This is a genomic window from Paenibacillus sp. VTT E-133291 (assembly GCF_002264395.1).
GTDB classification, from domain to species: Bacteria; Bacillota; Bacilli; order Paenibacillales; family Paenibacillaceae; genus Paenibacillus_AQ; species Paenibacillus_AQ nitricinens.
The window spans coordinates 51,788-66,412 of sequence record NZ_NFVA01000032.1; the positions used below are offsets into that span (position 1 = coordinate 51,788).

The 14,625-nt window shown below is 48.3% G+C and carries 15 protein-coding genes; 13 read left to right on the forward strand and 2 right to left on the reverse strand.

All coding sequences use genetic code 11. The features are described 5' to 3' along the window. Positions 1-5 precede the first annotated feature (5 nt). Positions 6-1,007 (reverse strand): lipoate--protein ligase, encoded by a 1,002-nt coding sequence (lplA, locus tag CA598_RS14740; RefSeq protein ID WP_042185606.1) that lies wholly within the window; start codon positions 1,005-1,007, stop codon positions 6-8. A gap of 192 nt (positions 1,008-1,199) precedes the next feature. Here lplA and CA598_RS14745 point away from each other — a divergent pair, with 192 nt between their 5' ends. From CA598_RS14745 to CA598_RS14770, 6 genes are all read left to right on the forward strand, one after another. Further along, entirely contained in the window at positions 1,200-1,784 is a 585-nt protein-coding gene (locus CA598_RS14745) for a TetR/AcrR family transcriptional regulator (RefSeq protein WP_094876983.1), read from the forward strand. Positions 1,785-1,791: 7 nt separating this feature from the next. Further along, positions 1,792-2,538: a type I methionyl aminopeptidase gene (map, locus tag CA598_RS14750; protein WP_094870637.1), complete on the forward strand. Its 747-nt coding sequence runs from the start codon at positions 1,792-1,794 to the stop codon at positions 2,536-2,538. Positions 2,539-2,874: 336 nt separating this feature from the next. Then, on the forward strand, positions 2,875-3,963 hold the full coding sequence (locus CA598_RS14755) for a pyridoxal phosphate-dependent aminotransferase (protein ID WP_094876984.1): 1,089 nt from the start codon (positions 2,875-2,877) through the stop codon (positions 3,961-3,963). Positions 3,964-4,546: 583 nt separating this feature from the next. Continuing rightward, entirely contained in the window at positions 4,547-5,284 is a 738-nt protein-coding gene (locus CA598_RS14760) for an adenosylcobinamide amidohydrolase (RefSeq protein ID WP_094876985.1), read from the forward strand. A 49-nt stretch (positions 5,285-5,333) separates the two neighbouring features. After that, positions 5,334-6,293: an adenosylcobinamide-phosphate synthase CbiB gene (gene cbiB, locus CA598_RS14765; protein WP_094876986.1), complete on the forward strand. Its 960-nt coding sequence runs from the start codon at positions 5,334-5,336 to the stop codon at positions 6,291-6,293. A gap of 8 nt (positions 6,294-6,301) precedes the next feature. Continuing rightward, a complete protein-coding gene (locus CA598_RS14770) occupies positions 6,302-6,982 on the forward strand; it encodes a histidine phosphatase family protein (protein ID WP_094870633.1) in 681 nt (226 codons plus the stop codon). 69 nt (positions 6,983-7,051) lie between these two features. Here CA598_RS14770 and catA read toward each other — a convergent pair whose 3' ends face one another. Next, positions 7,052-7,744 carry a type A chloramphenicol O-acetyltransferase gene (gene catA / locus CA598_RS14775; RefSeq protein ID WP_094876987.1) on the reverse strand — a complete coding sequence of 231 codons (693 nt, stop codon included), beginning with the start codon at positions 7,742-7,744 and terminating at the stop codon, positions 7,052-7,054. 362 nt (positions 7,745-8,106) lie between these two features. Here catA and pdxR point away from each other — a divergent pair, with 362 nt between their 5' ends. The 7 genes from pdxR to CA598_RS14810 all read left to right on the forward strand — a co-directional run bounded on the left by pdxR (position 8,107) and on the right by CA598_RS14810 (position 14,582). Next, on the forward strand, positions 8,107-9,558 hold the full coding sequence (gene pdxR, locus CA598_RS14780; protein ID WP_094876988.1) for a MocR-like pyridoxine biosynthesis transcription factor PdxR: 1,452 nt from the start codon (positions 8,107-8,109) through the stop codon (positions 9,556-9,558). A 19-nt stretch (positions 9,559-9,577) separates the two neighbouring features. Then, entirely contained in the window at positions 9,578-10,510 is a 933-nt protein-coding gene (locus tag CA598_RS14785; RefSeq protein ID WP_094876993.1) for a D-alanine--D-alanine ligase, read from the forward strand. After that, positions 10,503-11,666, forward strand: coding sequence for an aminotransferase class I/II-fold pyridoxal phosphate-dependent enzyme (locus tag CA598_RS14790; protein WP_094876989.1), 1,164 nt, complete (start codon positions 10,503-10,505; stop codon positions 11,664-11,666). Before CA598_RS14785 ends, CA598_RS14790 begins: the two co-directional genes overlap by 8 nt. 92 nt (positions 11,667-11,758) lie before the next feature. Then, complete coding sequence (gene cobT / locus CA598_RS14795; protein ID WP_094876990.1) at positions 11,759-12,820, forward strand: nicotinate-nucleotide--dimethylbenzimidazole phosphoribosyltransferase; 1,062 nt, start codon at positions 11,759-11,761, stop codon at positions 12,818-12,820. Next, positions 12,817-13,365: a bifunctional adenosylcobinamide kinase/adenosylcobinamide-phosphate guanylyltransferase gene (gene cobU, locus CA598_RS14800; protein ID WP_094876991.1), complete on the forward strand. Its 549-nt coding sequence runs from the start codon at positions 12,817-12,819 to the stop codon at positions 13,363-13,365. The genes cobT and cobU overlap by 4 nt, the downstream gene beginning before the upstream one ends. After that, positions 13,362-14,177, forward strand: a complete 816-nt coding sequence (cobS, locus tag CA598_RS14805) for an adenosylcobinamide-GDP ribazoletransferase (RefSeq protein WP_094876992.1) — start codon at positions 13,362-13,364, stop codon at positions 14,175-14,177. Before cobU ends, cobS begins: the two co-directional genes overlap by 4 nt. Before the next feature lie 78 nt (positions 14,178-14,255). Continuing rightward, complete coding sequence (locus tag CA598_RS14810; RefSeq protein ID WP_042185628.1) at positions 14,256-14,582, forward strand: YnfA family protein; 327 nt, start codon at positions 14,256-14,258, stop codon at positions 14,580-14,582. The last annotated feature ends 43 nt before the right edge of the window (positions 14,583-14,625 follow it).

Consider the following 14,625-nt stretch of genomic DNA (forward strand, 5'->3'; position numbering starts at 1 on the left):
TATAGCTATTCTTCTAGGAAAACCAGTCCGATAAAGTCCTCCGGCTCAATACGTCCGAAATAATGCTTCAAATCCAGATCAGCTAATGCTTCTCTAACCTCTGCTTCATTATAACGTTTGCCCCGAAGTGCATTTTCAACATCTACTACGTCACCAACCCCAAAGAAGTCACCATAGATTTTGATGTCCTTAATGAGGGAATCCTCAATATCCATACGAATATCAATAATTCCGGCAGGGAATTTGCGTGTGTGTTTGACATTGCTTTTTGGCGATAGACCGTAGTTCCAATCCCAGTTCTGGTAGTGCTCTTTGGAGATTTCGTGGATTTTGTCCCAGTCTGCTTCCTGAAGCTTATACTGAGGGACCTCGGATGGCTCCATGCCAAAGATCGAACGCAGGAGACCGGAGCGGAACTCTTCAATGGTCATGTCTGTACCTAGCAGCTCTTTGATGTTGGCTACGCGACTACGTACGGATTTGGTGCTCTTCGATTTGAACTTCTCTGGATTTACTTTTAGCGAGGCTTGTACATTGTCCAAATTGAGATCAAACATCAGTGTGCCATGGCTGAACATGCGTCCACGTGTGGAGAATTGAGCGTTGCCGGAAATTTTTTGTTCACCGACTTGAAGATCATTTCGTCCGCTAAGCTCAGCGTTAACACCCATGCTTTGTAAGTAGTCGATCACCGGCTGGGTGAATTTCAGGAAATTATGGAAGGATTGGCCGTCGTCCTTAGTAATGAAGCTGAAGTTAAGATTTCCGAGATCGTGATAGACCGCTCCACCGCCAGACAAACGCCGCACAACCTTAATATCATTCTCTTTAACATATTCCTGATTGATTTCTTCAATCGTATTTTGATGTTTACCGATGATGATAGATGGGCTGTTAATATAAAAAAGCAGGTAACTCTCGTCCATCGGCAAGTGTTTCAGCGCATATTCCTCAATCGCCAAATTGATGGAAGCGTCAGTAATCCCTGTGTTATCAATAAAAATCATAGTGAATTCCTCCGTTGCAGCAAAATTGATTACAGTTCTCATTTTAAACCAAAAGCAGTTTTTTAACAAAAGAGATCACTTCGTGTTTCGGTGAGTATAATTACATCAACAAATCTTTTGCATTTCTCCAGCCCATGCGGTACTATTTTTATATTGACAAATTTGCAGGTCTAAATAAGGAGGTTACACGCTATGTGCCCCCGTACCAAAGAACAAAATGAGCTCATACGCATACAGCGTAGAGAACAGATCCTGGACGTCGCCGCACGCTCCTACTTTCGCACGGGCGGCAGCTTTGATATTCGCGACGTCGCCCGCGAAGCCGGACTTGGGTACGGCACAGTATACCATTATTACCCCAACAAGCTTTTATTAATAGAAGATGTGTTAGAAAGCGGCTTTGAGCGATGTGAGCAAGTTATCGCAAAATGGGCGAACATCAGCGGTAGCCCACCGGATGATTGGCCGCTGTTGATGTATTGTAAAGCGCTGCTCCAGCTGTGGCAGTCGGACGCCCGCGCATATCTCGTCTACAAAATGGCGGCGGAACATTATGTAGGCTTGCCTGAAAGGGATCGACACCACGCCAAAAGAAAATTTATGGAACGCCTGTACGTTCCACTCCAATCGATCGCCCAGTGCGAAGACGACAGCGTCGACCATATGCTTGCCGTGCTGGTCGGTTGCTGTGGGCTGCACTACTATGCGGGCAATTCCGATCTGAACGTTGATCGAGTCGCCCGGCTCGCTATTCAAGCTATTACGAAGGGGTCCTGATACGAACATGGTCATTTTAAAAAGCAAGCATGAAATTGAGGCTATCCGCAAGGCATGCCAAGTGGTGGCTGAATGTCATCGTACCATCGCCCCGCTTATCAAACCGGGTATTACCACAAACGATATTGAGCGCATATTCGAGGACATTATGTTGAAGCACGGCGCAAAGCCATACCAGAAAGGCTATAGGGGCTATCAATATGCAACCTGTGCCTCCGCCAACGATGTAATCGCGCATGGCTTCCCTAGCAATAAGCCACTTGAGGAAGGCGATATCGTGACGATCGACACGGTCGCTGAGCTCGATGGCTGGCTCGGCGATTCGGCCTGGAGTTATGCGGTCGGGCAGATCTCGCCGACGGCCGAGAAGCTGATGCGTGTCACGAAGGAATGTCTTGACCTGGGCATCGGGCAGGCTCAGCCCGGCAATCGACTCGGCGATGTGACGAGCGCGATTCAGCGGCATGCGGAATCACACGGTTTCGGCGTCGTGCGCGACCTTCTCGCTCATGGCATCGGCCGCGACCTGCACGAGGAGCCGACTTATATGCATGTCGGCAAGCCTGGAAAAGGCCCCCGTATCAAGGAAGGTATGGTGTTCACGATTGAGCCCATGATCACCGAAGGTACCTACTTCATGACCATCGATCCGGACGGCTGGACCGCACGGACGATGGACAACAAGCTCGCCGCCCAATACGAGCATACGATCGCCATCACGGCTGAAGGTCCACAAATTTTGACCGCGCAATAGAAAAATTAGAGGTCGACCAACGAAATGGTCGACTTCTTTTTTTTGTATTCGGCATAGCAGCTTTCTTTATTCGTACAGGCGATCATGTAAACGATATCCCGTTTCCATCTTCAAGCTGAAGCGGGTTCTGGGACAGCGTGTCCATAGATCTGATGAGACTGCCAGTCTAGAACTTTATTATCTTTTGACATCTCGTAGATTTTAATGTCGATTTGAGGCAAGCGGTTATTCAGGTGATTCCTTTAGTGAGCATTGACGTATTCCCGGCAAAGACGCAATAATGGTGGCAATGAGATACATATCGAACAAACGAAAGTGGATAGAGGGAGTGTAAATATGCTTGAAAAATACGGCCACGGCGGTGATTTGCTAACAGCTGCGGAACTTTATGAGGAGGCTGGTGGCATATTTCTTGATTTCAGTGCAAACATCAATCCTCTCGGCCCTCCGCCAGCCGTCTTAGAGCTACTCAGAACAGCGTTGTCTACGGTGGTTGCCTACCCTGACCCTGGACATCGACGCTTCAAAAGTCTGCTAGCAGAGGACCTTGGTATACATAGTAGTTGGTTGACAGTAGGCAACGGAGCCGCAGAATCTATGGCATTGTTGCTGCTTGCGATTTCTCCGCAAAAGGTAGGTATCGTAGAACCTTGTTTCTCTGAGTACCGGCAGCTATCTGTGCAATTCGGCGCAGAAGTATTATCTGTTCAAGGGACAAGGGAACAGCACTTCCGAGCTGGAGTGAACGAGATTGCCGGGCTGCTGGAGAAGGTTGAGCTGCTGTTCCTTGGACAGCCGAACAACCCTAATGGCGTTCAGTATACTGTGGATGAGCTGCGCTGGTTAGCGCAGAAGGCTGAAAGCTACGGGACGTATTTGGCTGTAGATGAAGCTTTTATTGATTTTATTCCAGAAGCAGAACGAAATACGCTTTTGCCGGATCTGGATCAGTTTCCGCATACGATTTTGGTGCGGTCGATGACGAAATTTTATGCAATTCCCGGATTGCGTCTCGGGTTTGCCATTTCGCATCCGGAGCTGGCAAAGGCGATGACCGGAAAGCAGGTTACCTGGAGCGTGAATGGTTTGGCGCTGCTGGCGGGCGAAGCCTGCCTGGAGTGTGGACACGAATATGGACGTCGCACACGCGAACTGATCGCCACGGAACGGGACCTGCTGCGGCAAGGCCTTATGCAGCTAGGCTGCGATGTGCCGCCAGGCGAAGCCAACTTTCTGCTCTGTGGCCTGCCTTCGCCGTGGAGTGCGGCTGAGATGCAGACCCGTCTTGGGCGTGTCGGTATACTGGTGCGCAGCTGTGCTATGTACCCCGGTCTAGGAGACGAGCATATCCGAGTAGCCGTTAAGGGACATGAGGATAATGTCCGGCTGCTCAAACAGATGAAGGAAATGCTGGCGGATAAGTGACCTATGTAGCTTAGAGGGCTGCGTTAAGTGACTGTTGTAGCGTAAGTGACTCGGGTGGCATAGAGAAGGCTGAAATTCTATTGCCTAAGTGACTCAAGCGCGCAGAAGTTGGGATTTGATACCAGATGTCAGGGTTCAGCTCGCATCATTAGGTTGTGACAAAGTTTGGTGAGGTAGCTTCTGATGGACATCCTCCAAAGTGCATTCGTTGTATATCGTACAACAGAATTCGTTTTGCTGGCGCAGGAATTCGATTCTATAGCACTTTGTACAATAGAAATTTGGAGAATGATGTGAATTAGATTTTTTCGTGACATTCTATTGCAAGAAATACAGCAGAATGGCTTTTGCTAGTGTTTCTAGCTGAATCTGTTGTATAAAGTGCAATAGATGGGTGAGGGACGGATTTTTAGGTGGATATTAGAGGTATGTGTTGTAGTGGATTTTAGAGCAGATAGTCATTTGCTGAGATAGAAGATTAGGCGGCTTTTGGGTGAGGTTTCTGGGAAAGAGAAGAAGCGACAGCCAAGCTTGTTGGATGAATGGATGAAAGTAATGAGCTGTGGAAGGAGCAGATCGAGATATGGTGCAAATAAAGATTCCATTTGACCTCGCAGGAGGTGTTAAAGAGTACCATTCGGCCATATGGCCGGGGCTTGTTTTGCAGTGGAAGGGAAACCATCTGCTGCTTGAGCTGCCTGCTGAAGCAGATGGATTATCGAGTGCGTTCTATGGTGGAGGAATGAATCGGTTAGAGCGGGCCGTTAATTTATATGTTGACCGTAATTATGAATGTAGTGATCCTGTTCAAGATATGGAGAATAAGCTCCGCGAGTGGGGTTATTCATTATCTGGCTGTGCCGGTCTGATGACGGCTGTACCGTTAGAGCATGCAGCGGTAGCTGAGGAAGACACAGGCTCAGCGGGTATTTTTGTCTGCGTTACTGCTGCCGCAGGAAATGCTGCGCGCGCGGGTGTGGAACGCAATGTGCTGGCTGTTTATCGACCAGGTACGATTAACATCATGTTAGGTATTGATGGCCGCCTGACACCGGCGGCCATGGTCAATGCTGTGCAGACAGCTGTCGAAGCGAAAGCTGCTGCTCTGGCCGATCTCGGGATTACTGATCCCGAGAATGGGCTGATCGCAACCGGAACAACAACGGATGCCATCGTGCTCGCTGTGAGCCAAAGCGGGCGATACAGCGCAGAGCATGTCTATGCCGGAACCGCTACCGACCTTGGGGGCGCAATCGGACGCCTTGTATATAGCGCAGTGAAGGGCAGCTTGCTGTCGGTGCAGGCAAGGAAGGACAGCTAATGAGAATCGGTAGCTGGAATTGCTGGAGAATGTACAGAGGTGATCGCCTGTGACAATCGCTTTAGTGCTGCTTGCGGCTTATGTAATTGATCGTCTCGTAGGTGATCCGCGTAGCTTGCCCCATCCCGTAATTGGTATGGGCAAAGCAATCACGGCTCTGGAGCGGGTGATCCGCCTTCTATGGTCCAGACCGCAAAGCCTGCGGAGAGCGGGAGTATTACTTCCGCTGTGTGTGGCGGGCGGTGCTTGGGCACTGACAGCCATCCTATTATGGCTCCTGTCGATCATCTCACCTTGGCTTGTCTGGATAGCCGAGGCTTGGTTGATTTCGACGACGATTGCCTCCAAGGGACTGAAGGATGCAGGGATGGCGGTGTACGTGGAACTCCGTAAAGGCGATATTCCTGCTGCCCGCAAGGCGCTGGGAATGATCGTGGGGCGTGATACGACTTCGCTAGATTCCCCGGAAATTGTGCGCGGCACGGTAGAGACTGTAGCAGAGAACATCGTCGATGCGATTATTTCTCCATTGTTCTATGCGCTCATCGGTGGCGCACCGCTTGCTATGGCTTATCGAGCAGTAAACACACTCGATTCCATGGTGGGATATAAGAATGATAAATACCGAGATCTCGGCTGGGCATCTGCTCGGCTAGATGATGTCGCTAACTTTATTCCGGCGCGGATAACGGCATTGCTCTTGACTCTGTGTGCATGGCTTCTTCGTCTGGATTGGCGTAGATGTCTACAAATGGTGAAGCGGGATGCGCGTCTTCATCCAAGCCCTAACAGCGGTTATCCGGAATCCGCTGTTGCGGGCGCACTTGGTATCCGTCTCGGAGGAGAGAATGTATATCACGGTGTCGCTTCATTCCGAGCTTATATGGGTGATCCGGTACGACCGATGGAGCCGGACGATATTATTCAGACCTCGCGGATGATGATGCTCTGCTCTTCAATATTCGTTACTATCTGCGCAGCCCTAGCTTGGATATGGATTGGAGGCTGATGCTAGACATGGCGTTTCCTTGTATAGAGCTAGAATTAGTACTTATTCGCCACGGGCATACTCAGTGGAATGCTGAGCATCGTTACTTAGGACATACGGATCTCCCATTGCTTACTGATGCAGTAGAGCAGCTATCTCAGCTTAAGCAGCAGCTTGATGGGCTGACTGAACGGGGGTCTGAGGTATCAAATGGTTTCTGGCGAGTGTTTTGCAGCGATTTGCTTAGATGTCGAGAGACCTTAGCTTACATTTCCCCTTCGCTAGAGAAGGTAACTGTCTACGATCAGCGTCTGCGTGAAATGAATTTTGGGTCCTTTGAAGGCTGTACTTATGAGGAGTTGAAGGATAACTCACTCTATAGAAGCTGGATTGATAATCCTTCAACGGTTACACCACCAGATGGAGAGACATGGGCGCAGTTTGACGAACGGTTGCGTAGCTTCCTGTCAGATCTGGGACGAGCGGCTAAGGATACATTTGTGCAGGCTGCAATTACGGAGAGCAAGGATGAGATAATAACAAACAGGGTATTGGTAGTGACGCATGGTGGTGTAATCCGGAATATCCTTGCACAGGTAGTTCCAGAGGTCACATTCTACAGCGCAGTTGCACCTACTCCGGGAACAGCAATGGTACTCAAATTATTTTGGCAGAACGGGCAATGGTCGGCAGATATTTCGGGAAATTGATGAGTAAATCAAATGAAAAAAGGGTTCTATATATTAGGCATGCCTAATATATAGAACCCTTTTGTTTATCTATTGTTCTCCGTCTGCGGAGTATTGTGGCTTATTACTTGGGGGCAACCATTCCTTACACGTGTCTGCTCGTGATTGCAGTTTATTATACAGCAAACTGGCGTGGTAGCCGTCGCAAACGGCATGATGGAATTGTCCTGATATTGGCAATAGTATTTTTTCGTCATGTTGAGTATATTTCCCCATAGTAAATATGGGTAGTAAATAGTTTCCCTCGTTATACACGTTCAGGTTAAAGGATGTGAAGCTGACCCACGGAATGCTAGAAATAGGGAAGGTGTTAGGTGGTTCGTTTGCTTTAGCGAATAATTGTTTAACATTTCCGTACATTTTCATATCATCCAGATAACGGCTGTAGAAAACATTAAATTCTTCACCGTATAAAGTCCAAATGCTTGAAAAAGTTTTATCATCATCATGGAAAATTGTAAAACTAGGCGACAAGCTATCCCAATAACCTAATCTGCCTTCGGAATCAAAACATGTGCGATATTCACTGTGGCGGTTTACAACCGTAGTTATCATGTGGATTATTGCTGGGTACAGTTTAATTTCCATATTTTTAAGCTCTGACAGTAGAAGGGTAATGTCAATATTTACGGTCATGCTATAGGTGCATTTGACATTGTTTAAATAGTGTTCGAAATAGGGTTTTCTATTCCAGTTATCAATGACAATCGGGTTAAAAATCATTTATAATGACCTCCTAAAAATTATTTCATTTTTAATTTTAGGAGGTTTGCTGGACTGATTTCACCATATCCTCATCCCTATCTCTCGAGAAATTATTTTGTAACGATGAGTTACCCTTACATTATATACATCTTAAACGATATTTTCGATGTTTAAATGTAAAAGGGAGAGGCTTTATTGTGCTGAGTGAAAAGCATGTTATCGTCGATTTCAGCTCTTGGCTGCGTCAAAGACGGATCGATTATAAGCAATTAATTGAAGAACATCGCTCATAGAACCACAGCCGGAGAAAAATCCCTTGGCTGTGGTTCTTTTTTTAAGCGAGTGATTGTGCCATGATAGCTATGGAGGCGACCAAAGAGATGTTTAAGGATTTTAAGCTCATAGCCGGACGGCCGGTGTATATACAAATTAAAGACTATATGAAGCACTTAATCATAAAAGGCGGTCTGCAAGGGAATCAAAAGCTGCCCTCTACAAGAGAGCTCAGTACACTGCTCAAGGTTAGCCGTAACTCAGTAATCTCTGCTTATGCAGAGCTTGAGGATGATGGATTTGCGTATGCCGTGCAGGGTCAGGGAAGTTATGTGGCACCTACACCTCCTGGCAGTGAAACAATCTCTTCCTGGACGATGGACTGGAAGTCGCGTATCAATGATCATGCGCGGCTGGCGGAGGATCTGGATATCATGAAGCGCGGCATACGAGCGGAAAAGGGGACGATCTCCTTTACGAGCATCGCGCCTGATGAGAGTCTTTTTGATCTAGATAATGTGAAACGCTCCTTTATGGATCGTATGTCGGTGGAAGGCAACGTCTTACTAAATTATGGATATGCCAAAGGGTATAAGCCTTTAATAGACTATTTGAAGCAGTACATGGAGCACAAAGGCGTTGAAATGAAGGGCAAGGACATATTGATTACCAACGGCTTTACAGAGGGATTCGATATTGTATTGTCTGCACTTAGCAAAAAGAATGGTTCGGTCATCTGTGAGAATCCGACGCATCATACGGCGATCAAAAATCTCAAGCTGAACGGCTTTGAGATCACCGGGATTCCTATGGAGCGTGATGGGATTGATCTGGTTGAGCTGGAGAAGGCATTGCTGGAGCAAGCTTTTGACTGTGCTTACTTTGTCCCTTCTTATCATAATCCGACCGGTATTGTAATGTCTCCTGAGAAAAGACAGCGGCTAATGAAGCTGATGAATCGGTACCAAATCCCCGTGATCGAGGATGGTTTTAACGAGGAATTACGCTATTCGGGCTCACATGTGGCTCCACTTATCGCAGCAGCAGGTAGCGGCAACAGCGTAATCTATCTAGGTAGCTTCTCAAAAGTACTTTTTCCGGGACTACGCGTAGGTTGGGTGCTGGCAGATCAGGAGCTGATCTATTCCCTTGAAAGCGTCAAGCGCGCACGTACCATTCATACCTCTACACTGGATCAATCCATTTTGTATCAATACTTATTGGGTGGACATTTAGAGAAGTATTTGAAAAAAGCCAGAGCGGAATATAAACGGAAATATGAATTAACCCTGCAATGCTGTAAGGAGTTTATTCCTTATATGGCGTTATCAGGGGATGGCGGATTGCATCTTTTTGTAACGTTCGCGGAGGGGTTTAATACAAGGGCGCTGCTGGCGGCCTGTCATGAGCAAGGGGTTATTTTTACAGCAGGAGATATATTCTTCACAGACGGTAAAGGTCAAAATACGATACGGATCGGTTTCTCCAGAGTGACGGATGAGGATATCCGCAAGGGGATCGAGATTATTGGCACAACAGCACGACAACTAATGGGATAAAGAGGTGCTTGAGATGAAGATGAAGGTAGGCGTAATTATGGGCGGGGTGTCCTCAGAGTATGAGGTATCCATGAATAGTGGTAGAGAGATTTTGAAGAATCTAGATCCCAATAAATATGAGGTTACTCCAATAGTGATCACCAAGCGTGAAGAGCTTATTGAGCAGGCAAAAGGAATCGATATCGCGCTGCTTGCGCTCCACGGAGCTTACGGAGAGGACGGTACGGTTCAGGGGACGCTGGAGACGATGGGGATTCCTTATACGGGTAGTGGCGTTTTGTCTAGCAGCATTTGTATGGATAAAGATCTTTCCAAAAAGCTTATGCGCTGCTCAGGCGTCCATACAGCGGATTGGCTGTGCTGGGATAGTATGAAGGATTATTCTGAAGAAGCCGTAGAGCGGATTGGATATCCTGTTATGGTGAAGCCATGTTCAGGTGGTTCGAGTATCGGTATGGAAAAGGTGAGCTGTAGCGAGGAGCTGTTCAGCGCAGTACAGAAGGCTTTTGCCTGTGATCAGTCAATTCTGATCGAGAGCTATATTCAAGGTCAGGAAATCACTTGTTCTATTCTAAATGGGGAGATGCTGCCCGTTTTGGGAATCACCTCGTCACATGCGGAGTGGTTCGATTACAGCGCGAAATACGATGATGGCGGGGCAGACGAACGGGTCATTGACCTACCAGCTGAGGTGTATGAGCGAGTACGTAATGCAGCCTTAACTTGCTACAAAGCACTAAAATGCAGTGTGTATGCAAGGGTGGATATGCTAATCAAGGATGGTATTCCGTATGTGCTGGAGGTGAATACATTACCGGGCATGACGAAGGCGAGTCTTTTACCAAAAAGCGCGCAAGCGGCAGGCTACACCTTCAGCGGACTGCTGGACGAGATCATTTCCCTTTCCCTAACAGAAAAGAGTCCGAAAGAAGAGGTGCTCAGTCATGCATAATGAATGGATTACTCCGCGTGTACGGGAGATTGCTCCCTCGGGGATTCGGGCTTTTTTTGACCTAAGTACAGGGAATCAGGATATTATATCGCTTGGTGTAGGCGAGCCTGATTTCGTTACACCGGAGCATGTAAGAGCTGCCTGTATTCGTGCTTTGAATAATGGGGAGACGATGTATACACCAAATTCCGGCTTGTTGGAGCTTAGAGAAGAGATCGCCTCTTATCTGCATACAAGCTTCAATCTCCGCTATGAGCCAACTAACGAGATTATGGTTACAGTGGGAAGCAGTGAAGCCGTGGATTTGGCTCTGCGGGCCTTTATTACACCCGGGGATGAGATTATCGTCCCTTCTCCGAGCTATATTGCGTATTCGCCGATTACTCATTTGAACGGTGGGGTTACAGTAGAGGTTGAATCTTCAGCCGAGCAGGGGTTTAAGCTTACTCCTGAAGCGTTGCGGCAGGTAATTACCCCGCGTTCCAAGATTCTTATGGTTAATTTTCCGACTAATCCTACAGGGGCAGTAATGACTTACGAGGATTGGCTGCCCATTGCACAGATTGTAAAAGAGAATAACTTACTTGTCATATCAGATGAAATCTATGCCGAGCTAACCTATGATCGTCAGCATGTCAGCATTGCCGCACTTCCCGGGATGTTGGAACGAACAATTGTTATTAGCGGCTTCTCCAAAGCTTTTGCGATGACTGGCTGGAGAGTAGGTTATGCTTGTGGTGATCAGGAATTAATTGCTGCAATGCTCAAAATCCATCAGTACACTGCGATGTGTGCTCCAATACTAGGTCAAATCGCTGCCATTGAATCACTACGGAACGGTATGGAACATAAGGACCACATGAAACGATGCTTTGATGAACGAAGAAAGCTGCTGGTTAGTGGATTTCGTTCTATTGGTTTACCTTGCCACGAGCCGGAGGGTGCATTTTATGTCTTTCCTTCCATAGCTAATACCGGAATGAAGTCAGAGGATTTCGCTTTGCAGCTGCTTAAGGAGGTTGGTGTTGCTGCGGTTCCGGGCCATGTGTTTGGAGCGGGTGGAGAAGGGTATATTCGCTGCTCTTATGCAGCATCCCTACAAAAATTGACGGAAGCGTTGGAGAGAATCGAAGGATTTATGAAAGTGAAGTTGTAATTCTAGTGGTCCCCATCTATCATAGATGGGGGCTTTTCTGTGTAGATAAGATAGAATAGGTTATACGGATATCTTTAATTGGAGGTTAAAATATGATTTCATCTATTCAAGAAGTAATTAAACGAATCACACCGGCTGATGAACAGTCTTTCCTAAAAGCGGAGCACCGCCTGAACATTCTGACCAAACCGCCAGGCAGCCTGGGACAATTGGAGACTTTGGCCGTTAAGCTCGCCGGAATTTCGGGTACGGAGCAGCCTAGTTTCACCAGACGAACGGTAGTTGTGATGGCTGCCGATCACGGTGTATGCTGCGAGGGAGTTAGCGCGTTTCCACAGGAAGTCACCATGCAGATGGCCTATAATTTTCTCAGCGGAGGAGCGGCGGTGAATGTACTGGCACGCCAAGCTGGGGCTGAGGTAAAGTTCGTAGATATCGGTGTTAACGGCGACCTTAGTCATGAGGATCTGATTGAACGTAAAGTGCGCCGAGGAACGGATAATATAGCCGTGGGACCTGCGATGAGTCGTGAAGAAGCGATGAGTGCTGTGCTTGTAGGTATAAGAATCGCACAAGAAGCGATTGAGAACGGGACGGAGATTTTTATTACAGGTGAAATGGGCATAGGAAATACAACGGCTAGCGCAGCCATTCTGTGTGCTCTAAAAGGAATACCACCTGAAGTAGCCGTTGGAAGAGGAACGGGAATTGATGATGAACGTCTACTACATAAGATTGCAGTTGTGGAACGCGCTTTAAAGGTGAATCAGCCGAATCCGGCAGATCCGCTGGATGTATTGTCCAAAGTAGGGGGACTGGAAATCGCAGGTTTGACTGGTCTGATTCTTGGCGCAGCCGCTGCTAGGGTACCTGTCATTCTGGATGGTTTTATTTCGGGCGCGGCGGCTCTTGTGGCGAAGGCGCTTGCACCAGAATCCATTGCTTATATGATTGGCTCTCATCTATCAGGAGAACAGGGACATAAGCTGATGCTTGAGCAGCTTGGTCTTGAACCATTGTTTAACCTGGGTCTTCGTTTGGGTGAAGGAACTGGAGGCGTATTGTCCCTTCATTTAATTGAGGCGATATGCCGTATTTTAAGCGAAATGGCCACCTTTGAAAGTGCAGGCATCTCTGGAGCTGGAAAACAATGAGTATTCTTGTAACGGGAGGCGCGCGTAGCGGGAAAAGTGGTTTTGCAGAAAAATTGATGTCGTCACTGGCAGATCAGGCCTTCTATGTTGCAACCGGACAAGCGTTTGATGATGAAATGAATGAACGAATTGCACTGCATCAGCAACAGCGCTCGCAAAGCGGATATGCTTGGGAGACGTTAGAGGAGCCTTATGATTTGCCAGATCTTCTTAAGCGTTTATCTGGTGAAAAGGCGGTTCTCGTAGATTGCCTAACGTTGTGGTTATCGAATGTACTGCTAGCCATGGAAGGATTTACGGATAGGCAAGAGTTGATAGAGAGCGAGATTACAAGACTTGAAGACAGTGTACGCACATTTCAAGGAAACCTCATTTTGGTCACTAATGAGGTTGGAGACGGTATTGTTCCGGAGTATGAGCTTGGCCGATTGTACCGTGATCTGGCAGGACGTATGAACGCGCTGCTTGCTCGGCAATGCGAGCAGGTTTTTTTAGTGACTGCTGGCATTCCAATTGAACTTAAGAGCAGGGAGTATCGTTTATGAGGGAGCGCAGGGATGCTGCCGCGGCTGCCTTTCAGTTTTTGTCCCGGTTTCCTGTAAAGAGTGATCCCGGATTTTCTCCTGAGCTGCTGCGCCGAAGTGTGTTGTTCTATCCCGTGGTGGGTGCAGCTATCGGACTGTGTGTAGCTGCTGGGGCAGCTTTGACGGGATTGATTTTACCAGCTTGGCCAGCCGCTGTCATTACCCTCATTCTATGGGTAGGACTCACCGGAGGTCTGCACCTCGATGGCTGGATGGACAGTGCGGATGGTCTGCTAAGCTACCGACCGAGGGAACGGATCTTGGAGATTATGAAGGATAGCCGTGTGGGTGCGATGGGTGTGCTCGCCTGCGTGCTGCTCTTGCTGTTAAAGGCTTCATTAGTGGCAGCATTAATCGAAGGCTACGCCTATTACGAGCTGCCACTGCTCTTGCTGCCAGCGATCTGGAGCCGCTGGTATATGGTGCGGGCAATGGTGCATTATCCCATTGCCCGCGGGAACGAGGGGCTGGCCGCGGGCTTCGCCGGCCTCGCTCCCTCGCATGAGCGGCGCGCGCTGGCGATAGCCGCGCTGCTCTCGCTAGCCGCAGCCGCTGCGCCTCTGGCGCTTGGCGCTGGCTTCGCCGCGTGGCCGCTGCATCTGGCGGCAGCGTTCCTGCTGCCGGCTGCAGCCTTGGCCAGCGGCACCGTGGCTGCGCGGCGGATTAGCAGCCGGCTCGGCGGGCTCACCGGCGATGTGTATGGCGCGCTGAATGAGCTGCTAGAGGCTGTGCTCCTACTAGTATTAGTGTTGCTCCAGCACAATTTCATGTGAGTGGCTCCTATGATGACGTTGTATCATATTTCGCCAATCATTTTGATTTTTTAGAGTTCAATAGGAAAGAGGGATGACATGGTTGCTGCCATTCTGCTATTTGTAATTGCCGGCCTTGCTGAGATTGGAGGCGGATATTTAGTATGGTTATGGCTAAGAGAATCACGACCTCTCTGGTACGGTTTGGTAGGTTCTTTAATTCTGATTAGCTATGGCATTATCCCTACGTTGCAGAAGTTTCCGTCCTTCGGAAGAGTGTATGCAGCCTACGGCGGGGTGTTTATCGTGCTCGCTGTGTTATGGGGTTGGCTCGTGGACAAGAAGACACCCGATGTATATGACTGGGTAGGTGCTGTAATTTGTGTGATCGGCGTATCGGTCATTCTTTGGGCGCCGAGACACTAACAAAACCCCCCGTTCAACACTTTCGTGTGAACGGGGGGGGGGG